Here is a 15,347-nt window from a genome sequence, read left to right on the forward strand (position 1 = left end):
CGGCCGTTCGGTGCGGCCGGACTCCCCGTCTACTGTCTCGCCCGTAAACGACCCACGCTCTACCTCGCGCTCCGTGCCCGGTGAGCGGCGATCAGGTCGCGGTACCAGGCGTACGACGCCTTGGGGGTGCGCACCTGCGTCTCGAAGTCGACGTGGACGAGGCCGAAGCGTTGGTGGTAGCCCTCGGCGCGTCGAACAGGGTGTCATTCCACCCGGAAGCCCGTTCTCCCTCTTCGATCCTCTTGCTCACCAGACCAGCTGAGGACAACAGAGGTTCGTGGCTCCTCGGGGCGGGCGGCCCGCCCTCCTCAAGGAACAACGTCGAGGACGGCGCCGTCCTCGCCACCCGTGCCGTGGCCGACCGCCGTGCGGGCCCTGAGCACTACCGGTCCGTGGCCGGCGACAGGCCTGCGGTGCGCGCGGCGACGCCCGCCTGGACTGCGAAGAGGCGGTCCCGCGCGTGCTGGTCGAGCGTGTGGAAGTGGCCGTGCGCCTCAAGGGTGACGAAGCCGTGCACGGTGGCCCAGGCCAGCATCAGGGCTTCCGCCGCGTCCGGCACCAGCGGGCTGCCGAGCCGGCCGCGTTCGGCCGTGTCGGCGACGAGTTCGACCATGTGCTCCATCGCCCGCCGGCCGGCCACCACGGTCGGTCCGTCCGGTGGGGCCGCGTACCCGGGTACGGGGGCGCCGAAGATGAGGGCGAAGCGCTCCGGATTCCGCTGCGCCCAGGTGCGGTAGCCGATGCAGGTGGCCACGAAGCGTCCGTCCAGGTCGTCCGGCGGCACGGTCTCGCGGGTCGCCGTCAGCGCGTCCGACAGGCTGTCGTACGAGTCGGCGACCAGGGCGGTGAGCAGCTCGTCCCGGTCGGCGAAGTAGCGGTACAGCGCGGGCGGGGTCATCCCCATGCTGCGGGCGATGTCGGTGAAGCGGAGGTTCGCGGCGCCGCGCTCGACGATCAGGCTCAGCGCCGCGCGCTTGATCTCCTCCACCGTGTCGGCGCGAAGCCGCTCACGGCGGCTCCGCACCCCGCTCCCGTCGGTCGACCCACCCGTCATCGCATCTCCATCCGCTCGCCGCGCCAGTCACCGCGTTGACAATCCGTACCCGTCGAGGGAAACGTTACGCCTCGTAAGGCGCGTTATGAAGCGTAACGCTTTGCCTGGGGGCGGAGCCCCTGACGACGCACGGAGGACCACATGCCCCAGGGACTGCGCGGGGATCGGCGGACAGCCGCCGGGGAGAGCGGGTCACACAGGCCCGGCCCGCTCGGCCGAATAGCCGGTTGGAGCTTCCGGAACCGGGGCCGCACGGTGCTGCTCTGGCTGCTCGCCGCCGGCGCGGCCTTCGGCCTCTCGGCCGGCCTCGGCGCCAAGTACAGCGCCGACTACACCGCGCCCGGCTCGGACTCCAAGCAGGCCCAGCAGCTGCTGGCACGGGACTTCCCCGGGCTGGGCGGCGAATCGATCAGCCTGGTGCTGACCTCGGACGGCAGCGTGACCGACGCCGCCACCCGCGACCGGGTCAAGGACCTGCTCGCCCGGATGGCCGAGGTGCCGCACGTCAGCGGCATCGACGACCCGTACGGCCCGCGCGGCAAGGTGTCGGCCGACGGCCGCACCGCCCTCGGGCAGATCCACCTGGACGTCGCCGTCGCCCCCGACATGCCCAAGGCCGACACCCAGCGGCTGCTCGACCTCACCCGCCCCGCCGACGGCGGCCTACGAGTCCACCTCGGCGGCATGACGGTCCAGCAGGCCGAGCAGGGCGCGATCGGCTCGGAGGGCATCGGCATCGCGGCCGCCGCCCTGATCCTGGTGATCACCTTCGGCTCGGTCGTGGCCGCCGGCCTGCCGCTGCTCACCGCGCTCGGCGGGCTCGCGGTCAGCAGCGCCCTGCTGCCGGTCCTCGCCGCGATCATGCCGGTCCCGGACTGGTCGACCTCGCTCGCCGCGATGCTGGGCATCGGCGTCGGCATCGACTACGCGCTGCTGCTGGTCACCCGGTTCCGCGAGTGGCGCGCCGAGGGGCTCGAACCCGAGGCCGCCACGGTCGCCGCGCTGGACACCGCGGGCCGCGCGGTCGTGGTCGCCGGAATGACCGTGGTGGTCAGCATGCTCGGGCTGTTCGCGATGGGCCTGTCGTTCATGCGCGGCGCCGCGGTCTCGGCGATCCTCTCCGTGTTCGTCGTGATCGCCGCGTCCGCCACGCTCTTCCCCGCCCTGCTCGGCTACCTCGGCCGGCACGTCGAGCGCCTCCGGCTGCCCCTGCCCCAACGCCGCGCCGCCCGGGGCGAGAGCTCGGTGGGCGCCGGCTGGCTGCGCTGGAGCAGGCTCGTCGAGCGTCACCGCATCCTCGGTGCCGTCACCGGGGTCGTCGTCCTGCTGGCGCTCGCGGCGCCGTTCCTGGGTGTGCGCTTCGGCTTCCCCGACGCGGGCAACGACCCCGCCGGGCGCTCGAACCGGCTGGCGTACGACGCGGTGGCCGCCGGCTTCGGACCGGGAAGCAACGGACCGCTGGTCCTGGTCGCCGAGTTGGCGCCGGGCACCCCCGCCGAGGCGACGGCCCCGCTGCCCACCGCGCTGAAGGCGGTGCCCGGCGTCACGGCCGTGACCCCTCCGGTGCCCGGCTCCGACGGCCGCTCGCTGCTGCTCACCGTCTTCCCGGACAGCGGTCCGCAGTCCAGCGCCACCAAGACCCTGGTCCGCGACCTCCGCGATCACGTCATCCCGGCCGCGGTCGGCCCCGGCGTCCGGGTGCACGTCGGCGGGGCGACCGCCAGCGCGATCGACAGCACCGACAACATCGCCCGCCGCATCCCGCTGCTGGTCGGCGGCGTGGTCACGGTGTCGATGCTCCTGCTCCTGGTGGCCTTCCGCAGCCTCGTCGTCGCCCTCAAGGCCGCTGTGATGAACCTGCTCTCCGTCGGCGCCGCGTACGGCGTGGTCGCCCTCGTCCTCGAAGGCGGCACCGCCGGCCGGTTGATCGGCATCGACAGCCCCACCCCGCTGCCGGCCTTCGTGCCGGTGCTGACCTTCGCCGTCCTGTTCGGGCTCTCGATGGACTACGAGGTCTTCCTGGTGAGTCGGATGCGTGAGGCCTGGCTTCGCACCGACGACAACGCGGAGTCCATCGTCAGCGGACTGGCGGGCACCGCGCGGGTGATCACCGCGGCGGCGGCCATCATGGTCGCCGTGTTCGCGGCCTTCGTCCCGGCGCCCGACCTGCCGATCAAGGTCATCGGCGTCGGCATGGGGTCGGCCATCCTGATCGACGCCACGCTGGTCCGACTGCTGCTGGTACCGGCCGTGATGCACCTGCTCGGCCGCGGCAACTGGTGGCTGCCGGCCTGGCTGGACCGCCGCCTGCCCCACCTCCACGTCGAAGGACACACCGAGCTCTACCAGCCGGAGCCCGCCCCCGAGGCGCCCCGCTCCCCGGCGGTGGTCGGCTAGTGGCAGCAGCGGACCGCGGGCGCCTCACGACGCCCGGTCCGCTGGTCACGACGGAAGGCGGCGAACGGCACCAGCGTCCTTGCTCGGCACAGTGGTCGGCCTTGCCGGCGCGGCCCTGGCGCTCTGGCTGGTCCGGGAGGGCGAAATCGACCGCGAGGCACGGCTCCGTTCCGCGGCGACGCGCAGCCGGCGCTCAGCCGGGCCCGGGCCCGCGACGACCGGCAGCCCCGACCCGGACGACGACCCGGCGACGCCGACCCGCGCCGACGGAACGCGTGCCAGGCAGGTCACGGCGTCGCCGACGACGCAGTGCCCGGATCGGTCCGGCTGACGAGCCGGTCGGTCAGCCGGCCTTCCGGGCCCGGCGCATGACCGCCGGCTCGGTCCGCCGCAGGAGCCAGTAGACGACCAGGCCGTAGGCCAGGCTGAGCACCAGCAGCATTCCGGTGCTCAGCAGCCAGGTCCCCGCGCTGTGCCGGAACAGCGGATCGGCCGCCAGGTCGCTGCCGGGCGAGATGGCGTGCAGATCGACGGTGGCGGCCATCGCCGCCATCGCCCAGCGGGACGGCACCAGCCAGGAGAGCTGTTCGAGTCCCGGCACCCCGTACAGGCGCAGCTGGGTGCCGGTGAAGACGACCTGCACGATGGCCAGCAGCACCAGCAGCGGCATGGTGGCCTCTTCCTTGCCGACCAGCGCCGAAACCAGCAGTCCCAGCATCATTCCGGCGACGGCGAGCAGCGCCATCACGATGACGATCTCGGCGAGCGGCGGCAGGAAGACCCCGCTGCCACCCTCGGGTCTGAGCCGCACTCCCGCCAACGCGACCATGGTCAGCACCACGGCCTGCACCACCGTGACCGTGCCGAGCACCACCACCTTCGAGCAGAGGTACGCCGATCGGGAGAGCCCGACGGCGCGCTCCCGCCGGTAGATCACCCGCTCCTTCACCAGCTCGCGGACCGCGTTGGCGGCACCGGTGAGCACCCCGCCGACACAGAGGATCAACAGCGCACTGAACACACTGCTGTCGGTGAGCTTGCCGCCGGCCAACGCCCGGGCCAACACGCCCATCACGAACGGCAGCGCGATCATGATCACCACGAAGGTGCGGTCGGCGGCCAGTGCGGCGGTGTAGCGGCGCACCAGGGTGCCCAACTGGCGGTCCCAGCGCTGCGGCTGAGGGGGCGGCTTGGCCGGTACGGGCCGGGCACGGCGTCGCGCGGGCAGCGGGGACCTCGGGCTGCGCTGCCCGGACGGCGCAGAGGGCACACCACTCCGCTCGGCCGGCCCCGACGGCGGCACCACGTCCGACTCACCCGGCGCCGACGGCGGCACCACGTCCGACTCGCCCGGCCCCGACGGCGCGACCGGGGCTCGGGGCCGTTCCATGGGGTCGATGTACCGGCGGTACGCGGGCGAAGCCCGGTACTCGCCCATCCAGTCGCGGTCCTCCTGGGTCTCGAAGTTCTCGAACGCTTGCGGCCACTGCGAGCACCCGAAGTACTCCAGAGCGTCGCCGGGCGGTCCGTAGTACGCGGTGCGACCGCCCGGGGCGAGCATCAGCAGACGGTCACAGAGATCGAGGCTCAGCACGCTGTGCGTCACCACGACGACGGTGCGACCGTCGTCCGCCAGGTCCCGGAGCATCTGCATCACCGAGCGGTCCATCCCCGGGTCCAGGCCGGAGGTCGGCTCGTCGAGGAAGAGCAGCGACGGCTTGGTGAGCAGTTCCAGTGCCACACTGACCCGCTTGCGCTGGCCGCCGGAGAGGCTGGCGACCACCAGGTCGGCCCGCTTCTCCAGGCCCAGCTCGGCGATCACCTCGTCGACCCGGGCGTTCCGCTCGGCCGCCCCGGTGTCGCCGGGGAAGCGCAGTTCGGCGGCGTAGCCGAGCGCGCGCCGGACGGTCAGCTGGGTGTGCAGGATGTCGTCCTGCGGCACCAGGCCGATCCGGTGGCGCAGTTCGGCGTAGTCGCGGTAGAGGTCGCGACCGTCGTAACGCACCGTGCCACCGTCGGCGGGCCGCAGCCCGGTGAGCGCGTTCAGCAGGGTCGACTTGCCCGAGCCGCTCGGACCGGTGACCGCCAGCAGGCAGTCCTGGCCGACCGGGAAGCTGATCCCGTCGAGCAGCCGGTCGTCGCCGACCGTGACCACCAGGTCGGCCACGTCGAGGGTGATGTCGCCGGTGTCGACGAACTCCTGGAGTTCGCCGTCGACCAGGCAGAACTCCGAGTGGCCGATGCCCAGCAGGTCTCCCGGGCCGATCACGGCCTCCACCACCGGTTGACCGTTGAGGTAGGTGCCGTTGTGGCTGTGCAGATCGGTGATCGCGTACCGGCCGTCGGCGGTGGTGTGCAGTTCGGCGTGGTGGCGGGACACCTCGAGGTCGGCCAGGACCAGGTCGTTGTCGGGTGCGCGGCCGATCCGCAGGGTGCGGGCGATCAGCGGATGGATGCTGGTGGGCGGCCGGTACGAGCCGGTGATCGCAGTCAGCGCAGTGGGACGCGGAACGGCGGACTGCTGCGGGGGTGCCACGGTGAGCTCCACCTCCGGGCCGTCGCCGGGGCTGCCGAACCGGATGACACTGTCGGTGCCGAGGTCACCGAGGTCGAGGCGCGAGATCCGGCGGCCCCCGGACCAGGTGCCGTTGTCGCTGTCCAGATCGTCCAGCATCCAGTGTCCGTCGCCGAGGTGCAGCACCGCGTGGTGCCATGACACCCGGGGGTCACTGAGCGGGATCTCGCTGACCGGGTCGCGGCCGACGTGGTACGAGCGGCTCGGGGTGAGGACCCGCGAGTCGCCCGCAGTCGTCAGTACCAGGTCCGGCGCAATGGGTGCGACCTGTCGCTCTCCCATGTATCCGACCATAGCCCCTCCGGCCCGCGGAGGGCGTCCGCTGGTCGAGGGGCCCGTCGGGCGCCGAGCAGGCACCGCCCCGGTCGGGCCGGCACCACCGTCGCGGGTCCCGCACGGGCCGGCCGTCCGGGCACGGCACCTCCAGGCCGGGATCAGCCGTGCGCTCCGGGCCGAGGGGCACCGGGTCGTCGCGCCGGCCGGGCGGACGTTGCCGGTCGGCGGCCGCACCGGGGTACTCCCGTCGTCGCCCGGATGAACCAGTGCGGTTCGCCGGGGGTGTCGACGGCGTGGGTCGGGGTGTCCACCGGGACTCGGACGTGTCGTTGCGGGTCATCCGGCCTCTCCACGGCGTGCGGCAGGGCACAGCGAGCAGGACGAGGCCGACCACGGTGAACGTCGTCCTGGCATCCGGAACGGGCCGCCGGGGACCGGCCCTCCGCCCGCTCGGGCCGGCCCTCGTGAGCCCCGTGGGGTCAGGTGGAGTCGGCGATATGGATCGTGTCGATGCCCTGGTCCAGGAAGGTGGCCAGCGCGTGGCCCTCCTCCTTCAGGTCTCGTCCTTCGGACCGGGTGAGGTTGCGCAGGGGGCTGATGGTGAGGCGGCGGTCGCTGGTGATCCAGGTGGCGGCGACGCGGCCGTCGATGAGGACGGCGCGCTGTCCGGCGACGGAGAGGCCGAGGTGCGGATCGTCGATGATGCGACTGCGGTTCTGGTAGCCGAGGATCGCGTTGTCGAAGGCGGGCAGGAAGCGGACCGGTGCGGGGGTGTCGGGGTGCGGGCGGGGTGCGTCGGGCAGGTCGAGGAACTGGCGGCCGCTTTCGTCGCGGAAGGTGATGAGGTTGTCGCGGAGGGCTTTGACGGCGGCGGGCAGTCCGGCCAGGCCGCTCCAGGCGCGGATGTCTGCGGTGGTGGCGGGGCCGTAGGCGGCGAGGTAACGCAGGACGAGTTGCTGTCCGACCGGATCGTCCGGATCCGTGGACACAGGGGCGATGGGCTGGTGCAGCCAGGTGGCCAGGGGGAGGTTGCGGACGCCTGCGGTGCTCTTCCACAGTCCTCTGGGGGGCAGTTGGGCCATGGGGATGAGCGCGGCGACGAGGAGTTCGCCCAGCACCCGGCGGGGCGGGGTGGGCCAGCGGTCGCGGAGGGCGTCGACGAGTTCGGCCATGGTGAGTGGTTGCCCGGCGGCGGTCACAGCCCGGCCCGCTGCTCCCAGCTCGTCCAGGTCGATGCCGGCGAGTTCGCTGCGGTAGGTGGACAGGACCCGTTGGCGCAGCATGGCGTCGTGGCGAGCGCGCCAGGCAACCGCGTCGTCGGCGGTGACGAGGTGGACGGTGCGGCGCATGAGATGGGTGCGCACGACCCGGCGGCCGGTGACCAGGTCGTCCAGGTCGACGGGTGCGAACGCGCTGATGCGGGACCACAGGCCGGTGAATGGTTCCTGAGGGGCCTGAGCCTGCAGTCCGGCCAGGTGGGAGACGGCATCGAGGGGAGTGCAGTCCTCACGCTCGAGGAGGTACTGGCGGGCGAGGGTGGCCCGGTTGAGGTCACGCTGGGTCAGGACGTTCATGGTGTCGGGTCGACGAGGTTGATGCCGTTGATGCGGCCGGCCGGGAACCGGTGCACGATGCGGGCGCATGCGTCGTGATGCGGGTTTCCGTTCGGGCCGAACATCGTGGCGCCCGGGCAGCAGGCGCTGCCTTCGATGCCGGTCCGGCCGAGCTGTCGCCTGTGCATTGTCAAGATCTGCTTCCCCTGTGTGCCGACTGCCGTCGACGCGCCGATGCCGAGAATGTGCGGGGGCGGGGGCGGGCAGCCGTTGCGGGGCGCCCGCTCCCGGGGCGGGTCAGCCGTTGTAGGGGGCTGTGACGTCGAGGACCCAGGTCACGCCGAAACGGTCGGTCAGCATGCCGTAGAGCGGAGCCCACGCTGCGGGCTCCAGCGGGCGCAGCACGTTCGAGCCGTCGGCCAGACGGTGCCACAGGTCGCTGATCTCCTTGGCGTCCTCGCCGCGCACGGACACGAAGAACGGGTTGGCGCCCTGCTCGTACGGCATCGCCGAGGGCACGTCGTAGGCCATGACGTGGAAGCCGTTGTCGGCGACGACCTGGCCCCACATCACCCAGTCCGCCTCGCTCTCGTCCTGGACGTTTCCGGCGTCCTTGTAGGTCACCACGACGGTGTGCCCGCCGAAGACGGACTGGTAGAAGTTCAGCGCCTCGCAGGCCGAGCCGCGGAAGTTCAGATGCGTGGTGGTGGTGACGGACATGGTCTGCTCCTACGTTGCGTACGCCGGATGGGGCGAATGGCAGAGATCGGGCGGAATGCCCCGATCTGGAATCTGCGATCCAGCATGCCACCCGTACAGGACAGGTTGTGTCCTGTACTTGCTTCATGATGAGAGGTATGCAGAAGACGTCCTCGCGGCTCCTTGCCCTGCTCTCCCTGCTCCAGGCACGACCGGAGTGGGGCGGTGACGATCTGGCCGAGCGGCTGGAGGTGACTGTGCGCACCGTGCGCCGCGACGTCGACCGCCTTCGTGCGCTGGGCTACCCGGTCGCCACCGACAAGGGACCCGGCGGCGGATACCGCCTGCGACCGGGATCACAGCTGCCACCGTTGCTCTTCGACGACGAGCAGGTCATCGCTCTGGCCATCGCGCTGCAGAGCACCGCTCACCCGGCGATCGCGCAGGACGCCGATCGCGCGCTCGCAACGATCCGCAACGTTCTCCCCCCGCGCCTGCGGCAGCGCATCGACGCACTCCACGTCACCACTGTCCGCCCACCGGAGCCGGAGGCATCACCAACCCTGGCCCTGGATCTGCTCACCACCGTGAGCACCGCGATCCAGCGCCACGAAGAACTGCGCCTGGACTACACCCCGCAGACCGAGACCGCACCGCAGCGACGGCGGGTCGAGCCACATCACCTCGTGGCCTGGCGCAGCCACTGGTACCTGCTGGCCTGGGACCTCGACCGCGACGACTGGCGGACCTTCCGCACCGACCGCATGACCCCACGCACGCCGACCGGCCCGCGCTTCAGCCCACGCCGGGTACCGGGCGGCGACATCTCCACGTTCATCACCAGCCGATTCCGCGGCTCCGACGGAACCGACCTCGCCTGGCCCTGCCAAGGCGAGGTCACCCTGGACCTCCCCGCCGCGGAGGTCATCCCCCACATCGCCGACGGCATCGTGGAACCGCTCGGCCCCACACGATGCCGCATCATCACCGGATCCTGGTCCTGGACCGCCCTCGCCGCCGGCCTCGGCCGCTTCGACGCTGACCTGCGCGTCATCGGCCCGCCGGCCCTCCGCCAAGCCTGCGCCACACTGGCCCGCCGCTACGCCGACGCCACGACCACCGAGCCCGGCCGGCTGGACACACCCGACGGGTGAGGGGCCGGAACCTCACGACCTCAAGATCATCCCATCTCAGGCCTCGCACGAAATGCTCCAGTGGATGTCGCTTCGTCAGGGCACCGCGACCCACACCGCGTCACACCGGGAGAGTCGCTTGGCGCGGAATTCCCGTCGAGGTGAGCGCACGGTGGTGAGCGTCCCCGGAGTCCACAAGGCGGCCCGTCCCCGCGCAACCAACCGACACTTGAACCGCCGGCGATGGACTGCGGACTTGTTGAACACCCTGTCTTTCGGGCAGTTGCCGGGGCGCAGCCGCGGCGGACCACTCCATCAGGATGGCCTCAGGATGGCCTCTTGGCCGTTGCCAAGAGGCCATCCATCCTGCCGTAGCTGGAGGCCAACTACCTTGGACTGCAGGCCCGGTGGGCGGCGATCAGGTCGCGGTACCAGGCGTACGACGCCTTCGGGGTGCGCACCTGCGCCGCGAAGTCGACGTGGACGAGGCCGAAGCGTTGGTGGTAGCCCTCGGCCCGTCGAGCAGGCTGTCATCGTAGCCGCCGACCGCGCCCGGGTCGCGTGAACCGACCGCGGCGCCCGTCCGGGCTCACCTTGCGCCGAGGAACTCCCGGAGTGCCGCCTCGCTCGGCAGTGCGGACCCTGGTATCCGTACAGCAAGCACGGCCGCCGGGCCTGGACGTGTACCCGGCACCCGTATGCGGGGCAAAGCGCCCGGTATGCGACCATACGCGCCATGTTCAGCATGTCTCCACCGGACCGCGGCCCCGACGCCCCGGCCGACCCGCGCCGCCGCCTCCTGCTCGAACTGGGCTCGGCCCTGCTGAGCGGCGGCCTGCCCGTCCACGACGTGGAGGAGGAGTTGCGCGGGCTCGGACGCGCGCTGGGCGCGCCCGATGTGCGGGTCGCCGCCTTCACCACCGGCCTGTTCGTCACACTGGGCGCGGACGAGCCGACCGTCCTCGAGCCCGTCGGCCCCGCGCTGCGGTTCGAGCAGACGGCCGACATCCTCGACCTGGTCCACCGGCTGCGCGCGGGCGCTCTCGACGGACACCGGGCGCTGCGCGACCTGGACGCGATCCGCCGGGCACCGGCCCGCTGGCCCACCTGGGTCGCCGACCTCGGAATGCTGCCGGTCGGAGTGGGGCTCTGCCTCTTCCTGCAACCGGCGGCGGCGAACGTCCTCGCCGCCGCGATCGGCTCGCTGGTCGTGGTGGGCCTGACCATGACGGCCCGCCGGCTGCCGCTGCTGCGGCCGCTGCTGCCGGTCACCGCCGGTTTCCTCGTCTCCGTCCTCGTGCTGGGTGCCGCCCGGGCCTCGCTGCTGGACGGGCCGCTGCGCACGATCGTCGCCACCCTGGCGATCCTGCTCCCGGGCGCACTGCTGGTGACCGGGTTGTCGGAGATCGCCGCAGGTGCGGCCAGTGCGGGGACGGCCAGGCTGGTGTCCGGCTCCGTGCAACTGGCGCTCTTCCTCGCCGGCGTGGTGACCGCTGCCGCTGCCACCGGCGTTCCCGCCTCCGCGCTGGCCAACACCCAGGTGGCGACGCCGAGCTGGTGGGTGATCTTCCTGGGGCTGGCGCTCGCCGTGGCCGGGCTCGTCATCAACATCAACGCCCCGCCGGCGGCGATCCCGTGGATCGTCGCGGTGATCGCGGTGACGACCGCGGTCCAGGTTCCGGTGACCGTCACCAGCGGCGCGGCACTCGGCGGCCTCGCCGGCGCGGTCACCGCCGCGGCTGCGGCCACCGCCGCGCACTGGCTGCCGCGCGGTCCCCGGTGGCAGGTGCTGTACCTCCCCGCGTTCTGGGTCGTGGTGCCCGGCTCGTTCGGCCTGCTCAACACCGCGCAGATCGAGGTCGGCAACGGGGCGCAAGCCCTCCTCGCCGCGGTGGGGGCCCTGTTCGGGGTCAGCGTCGGCACTCTGATCGGCTCGGTGATCAGCCGGATCCCCCGGCCCACGACTGCCCTGTCGCGGCCGCGTACCTGACCCGCGCACGGCCGGATGCGGTCCCCTGGGCCTGCTCCGCTCTGGCGGACACCGTTGGCGTGTCGGTCAGGCCGCGAGCACGTACGACGCTGGCCGGCAGAGCCTGGTCCGCACCAGCGTGGACATCCTCCGCCCGGACTGGGCAACCGCCAAGCGGTGAACCACACCCCCCGATCGGATCTGCGCCCGCCGCCGCGCTTCGACGCGCCGGCGGGCTCAACCGGCCCGGCGCACCCCGGTGTCGCCGAGGAGTCGGTCCACCAGCATCTCCGGATAGCCGGTGGCCGGCGGTTCGATGCCGAAGATGGCCCGCACGTAGAGCGGTGCGAGCAGGTGGTCGAGGACCTGCTCCAGCGTGGGCGCTTCCTCGCCTCGGGCGGTGGCACGTTCGCAGATGCTCTCGATGGACCGCAGGCGACGCCGGAAGTGCTGGGCGCGTTCGGCCTGCGCGTCGGTACTGCCGGGCATGGAGAGGGCGACGGCACGGATGAGCAGGCGGCCCTCGGGGGTGCGGATGCTGTCGACCCCGGCCCGCACCCAGGCGAGGAGGTCGCCGCGCAGGGTGCCGGTGTCGGCCAGCGGTGAGGTGGCCTCCAGCCGGGTGGTCACCACGTCGGCCAGGAGTGCCTCCCGGCTGCCCCAACGCCGGTAGATGCTGGTGTGGTTGACCCCGGCGCGCTGGGCGATGGCGGGGATGGTGGGCTCGGCACCCTGGGGGTCGGCCAGCAGGTCGACGACCGCCTGGTGGACGGCGGCCCGCACCTGCTCGGGGCTCTTGCGCATGCGTTCGGCGGGCTGTTTCGGAGTCACCCCGCCATCCTACGCCTTAAGCACAGACGTTTGCTTAATGACATCTGACGGGTCTACAGTCATCACCGCAAGCACAGATCCGTGCTTAAGGCCCCTGGAAGGAGCCCACCATGAAGCAGCTGCTGTTCCCGAACAACATCCAGTTCTGGTACGAGACCCTGCGTTCGATGAGTCACATCGCCTACGGGGGCGCCGACTTCGGCGAGGTCGTGTCGACCGGCGAGCGCATCGTCGAGGGCGACTACGGCAGCTGGTACACCGAGTGGACGGCCACCGCCGACCGGGTGGCCGGCGAGGCCGAGAAGGCGCTGGCGGCCGGCCACCGGGTGAGCGCCCGGGACGGGTTCCTGCGGGCGTCGAACTACTACCGTTCGGCCGAGTTCTTCCTGCACGGCCGCACCTGCGACCCCCGCCACGATCACGCCTACGACCGCAGCGTGGCCTGCTTCCGGGCGGCGGCAGCGCTGTCCACCCCCGTCATCGAACCGGTCGCCATCCCGTACGAGGACACCACCCTGCCGGGCTACCTGTACCGGGTCGACGACTCCGGGACACCGCGGCCGACGCTGATCATGCACAACGGCTTCGACGGCACCGCCGAGGAGCTGCACTTCTTCGGAGCGATGGCCGGCGTCGAGCGCGGCTACACCGTCCTGGTCTTCGACGGCCCCGGCATGCCCGGTCCGCGCCACCACCAGGGCCTGGTGTTCCGCCCCGACTGGGAGAACGTCATCACCCCCGTCGTGGACTTCGCCGAGACCCTCCCGGACGTCGACAACAGCCGCATCGCGCTCCTCGGGATCAGCATGGGCGGCATCCTCGCTCCCCGCGCCGCCGCGTTCGAGCACCGCCTGGCCGCGCTGATCGCCGTCGACGGCCTCTACGACCTCGGCCAGACCTCGGTCCGCAACATCCCCGGCACCCGCGCCGAAGCCGAACGGCTCCTGCGCGCCGACAGCGCCCCCGAGCTCGACGCCGCCTTCGAACAGATCATGACCAAGGACCCGATCGCCAACTGGGCGATCAACCACGGCATGTACGTGATGGGCGTCGACACCCCCCGAGCCTTCAACGCCTCCTACCTCGACTACACCCTCGCCGACGGCATCGCCGAGAAGATCCAGTGCCCCACCCTCGTCTGCGACGCCGAGGACGACATGTTCTTCAAGGGGCAGCCCGAGCAGCTCTACGACCACCTCACCTGCCCGAAGACCCTCATGGTCTTCACCACCGAGGAGGGCGCCGGCGCCCACTGCCACCCCGGCGCCATGCGCCTGTCCCAGGCACGCATCTACGACTGGCTCGACGACACCCTTGCCTGAGGCCAACCCTCCCCTGCCCCGTCATCATCGGCAGCAGAGTGTCACCTCGGCCACGGCAAGCCCAGCGACGGGGGTGGCGCGTCCCCGTGCGACCGACCCATTGCCACCCCCAGGACCGAGGCTCCGGTCCTCAGGAAACGCCGCCGGTTCACGCGTGGCCCGGTCATGACGCGACACCGGCCGACTCGCCCGCCCCGGTCTGCCGACCGTGCCCTGTACGTGGTGGCAGTGGAGTCCGCCACGACCACCGGGCCACGCCCAGGACGCCGCTGACGATCAGCACGCCGAGGGTCACATGCACCCCCAGAACCCGCGCGAACCCCAGCCATGTCTGACCGATGACGGCTGCCGCGACCAGTGCCGGAACCCAGATCAGCCGGTTCGGGCCGTACCCACTGCCTCGGATCAGGACCCCGAGCGCGGTCTGGCCCAGGGATACGGCGGCGATCACCAGGGCATTGGTCCGATGGACCATCAGCATCTCGTAGCGCCCGCTGAGGAAGCTGCCGGCGAACGTGGCCTGCGCCAGGGTCAGGACGGCCAGGCTCGTCGTGGTCGTCCGAAGAGCGAGCAGGGCCGGACGGGGGATCGACTCCTGCGGCACTGGTCCGTTCGGCCCCGGTTCAGGCGCGCGGCTCATTGCGGCGTCCCTTCGGTCAGCGTCCGGCTGGTCGAGACGATCCGACGGAGCCGGCCGTCCGCGGCGAGCTCCCCGAACAGGAGGACCTCGGTGCTCAGGTCGTACCCCTGCCGCATCGCCGTGTGCAGCGTGTAGCGCGCGGCCACGCGGTTGCCGTCGACAAGCGCATCGTGCACGTCCACCCGGAGCCCGAGCACGTTCTTGCGCGCGGGCCGGGCATGGGCGACGAGGCTGCCCCGGTCGAGCCGGATACCGGCGTCGCGGTGCTCGACGTCAGGCGTGCAGTAGCGATCCACGATCGCTCCCGGATCCTCCGTCCCGAGCGCCATCTCCTCGGGGAAGGAGGTCAGGTAGCGGACGAAGTCCCTGCGCCGGTGCCCGGAGGCACTCGTTCCCGTTCCCTCAGCCACGGGTCCGGCCCTCCTGAATCGACACAGCGACGTTCGACACGGCGACGTTGGCGAGATAGCAGCACAGCGCGACCCCGCCGAGGACGGCCATCATCGCTGAGGCCGCTCCTGATCCGTTCTCCACGTACGCCGCTCCGCTGAGCGCGGCACCGAGCAGGGAGAGCATGCCGATGCCCGAGGTCAGCATGAACAGCGGTCGCCCGGTCACCCGGGCGGTCATCAGCGTGTGGATCGAGCCGCCCACGACGACCAGGCCGATCCAGGCGTGGATCGCCAGTACGACGGGCCAACTGCCCAGCGCCTGTCCGAGAGCCGCGAAGAGGCCGGTGTTCCGGTGCGCGACATGCTTGTGGAGGAGAACCGCCATCCCGACCCCGGACTGGACCAGGAGCGCCACCGAGATCCCCAGGCTGGCCTTGCGGAAGCCGTCCTGGGGATCGGCTACCCCTCCGACCTTCGATCCCATCATCGAAATCATCCCTTCGACA

13 protein-coding genes and 2 pseudogenes are annotated in these 15,347 nt (G+C 71.8%); 4 read left to right on the forward strand and 11 right to left on the reverse strand.

Translation table 11 applies throughout. The annotated features are described in order from the left end of the window. Positions 1-59: 59 nt before the first annotated feature. A pseudogene (locus ACFC1F_RS04855) lies at positions 60-188 on the reverse strand (family 1 glycosylhydrolase); the annotation flags it as partial. 194 nt (positions 189-382) lie between these two features. Continuing rightward, positions 383-1,054: a TetR/AcrR family transcriptional regulator gene (locus ACFC1F_RS04860; protein WP_376155696.1), complete on the reverse strand. Its 672-nt coding sequence runs from the start codon at positions 1,052-1,054 to the stop codon at positions 383-385. Between the two features lie 141 nt (positions 1,055-1,195). Between ACFC1F_RS04860 and ACFC1F_RS04865 the strand changes: the two genes are divergently transcribed. Continuing rightward, positions 1,196-3,451: an MMPL family transporter gene (locus tag ACFC1F_RS04865; protein WP_376155698.1), complete on the forward strand. Its 2,256-nt coding sequence runs from the start codon at positions 1,196-1,198 to the stop codon at positions 3,449-3,451. A gap of 343 nt (positions 3,452-3,794) precedes the next feature. On the opposite strand, the gene ACFC1F_RS04870 is transcribed toward ACFC1F_RS04865, so the two are convergent. The 4 genes from ACFC1F_RS04870 to ACFC1F_RS04885 all read right to left on the reverse strand — a co-directional run bounded on the left by ACFC1F_RS04870 (position 3,795) and on the right by ACFC1F_RS04885 (position 8,575). Then, the gene (locus tag ACFC1F_RS04870) at positions 3,795-6,308 is read right to left on the reverse strand and encodes an FHA domain-containing protein (protein ID WP_376155700.1); all 2,514 of its coding nucleotides are present in this window, start codon (positions 6,306-6,308) and stop codon (positions 3,795-3,797) included. Between the two features lie 473 nt (positions 6,309-6,781). Further along, positions 6,782-7,876: a winged helix DNA-binding domain-containing protein gene (locus ACFC1F_RS04875; protein WP_376155702.1), complete on the reverse strand. Its 1,095-nt coding sequence runs from the start codon at positions 7,874-7,876 to the stop codon at positions 6,782-6,784. Further along, positions 7,873-8,043, reverse strand: coding sequence for a hypothetical protein (locus ACFC1F_RS04880; protein WP_376155703.1), 171 nt, complete (start codon positions 8,041-8,043; stop codon positions 7,873-7,875). The genes ACFC1F_RS04875 and ACFC1F_RS04880 overlap by 4 nt, the downstream gene beginning before the upstream one ends. Before the next feature lie 109 nt (positions 8,044-8,152). Next, positions 8,153-8,575, reverse strand: coding sequence for a VOC family protein (locus tag ACFC1F_RS04885; RefSeq protein ID WP_376155705.1), 423 nt, complete (start codon positions 8,573-8,575; stop codon positions 8,153-8,155). Between the two features lie 137 nt (positions 8,576-8,712). Here ACFC1F_RS04885 and ACFC1F_RS04890 point away from each other — a divergent pair, with 137 nt between their 5' ends. Next, positions 8,713-9,708 carry a helix-turn-helix transcriptional regulator gene (locus ACFC1F_RS04890; protein ID WP_376155706.1) on the forward strand — a complete coding sequence of 332 codons (996 nt, stop codon included), beginning with the start codon at positions 8,713-8,715 and terminating at the stop codon, positions 9,706-9,708. 365 nt (positions 9,709-10,073) lie between these two features. Here the strand turns inward: ACFC1F_RS04890 and ACFC1F_RS04895 are convergent. Beyond that, positions 10,074-10,202 (reverse strand): annotated as a pseudogene (locus ACFC1F_RS04895) (family 1 glycosylhydrolase); the annotation flags it as partial. A gap of 221 nt (positions 10,203-10,423) precedes the next feature. Between ACFC1F_RS04895 and ACFC1F_RS04900 the strand changes: the two are divergent. Continuing rightward, entirely contained in the window at positions 10,424-11,677 is a 1,254-nt protein-coding gene (locus ACFC1F_RS04900; RefSeq protein ID WP_376155708.1) for a threonine/serine exporter family protein, read from the forward strand. 216 nt (positions 11,678-11,893) lie between these two features. On the opposite strand, the gene ACFC1F_RS04905 is transcribed toward ACFC1F_RS04900, so the two are convergent. After that, complete coding sequence (locus ACFC1F_RS04905) at positions 11,894-12,487, reverse strand: TetR/AcrR family transcriptional regulator (RefSeq protein ID WP_376155709.1); 594 nt, start codon at positions 12,485-12,487, stop codon at positions 11,894-11,896. Positions 12,488-12,597: 110 nt separating this feature from the next. Between ACFC1F_RS04905 and ACFC1F_RS04910 the strand changes: the two genes are divergently transcribed. After that, entirely contained in the window at positions 12,598-13,809 is a 1,212-nt protein-coding gene (locus tag ACFC1F_RS04910; RefSeq protein WP_376155711.1) for an alpha/beta hydrolase family protein, read from the forward strand. Between the two features lie 163 nt (positions 13,810-13,972). Here ACFC1F_RS04910 and ACFC1F_RS04915 read toward each other — a convergent pair whose 3' ends face one another. From ACFC1F_RS04915 to ACFC1F_RS04925, 3 genes are read right to left on the reverse strand one after another with little or no spacing between them, the layout of a single operon-like run. Further along, a complete protein-coding gene (locus ACFC1F_RS04915) occupies positions 13,973-14,449 on the reverse strand; it encodes a hypothetical protein (RefSeq protein ID WP_376155713.1) in 477 nt (158 codons plus the stop codon). After that, entirely contained in the window at positions 14,446-14,859 is a 414-nt protein-coding gene (locus ACFC1F_RS04920; protein WP_376155715.1) for a nuclear transport factor 2 family protein, read from the reverse strand. Before ACFC1F_RS04920 ends, ACFC1F_RS04915 begins: the two co-directional genes overlap by 4 nt. After that, the gene (locus ACFC1F_RS04925) at positions 14,852-15,328 is read right to left on the reverse strand and encodes a hypothetical protein (protein WP_376155716.1); all 477 of its coding nucleotides are present in this window, start codon (positions 15,326-15,328) and stop codon (positions 14,852-14,854) included. Before ACFC1F_RS04925 ends, ACFC1F_RS04920 begins: the two co-directional genes overlap by 8 nt. Positions 15,329-15,347: the final 19 nt, after the last annotated feature.

The organism is Kitasatospora sp. NPDC056181, from assembly GCF_042266225.1.
In the GTDB taxonomy this organism is placed as follows: Bacteria; Actinomycetota; Actinomycetes; order Streptomycetales; family Streptomycetaceae; genus Kitasatospora.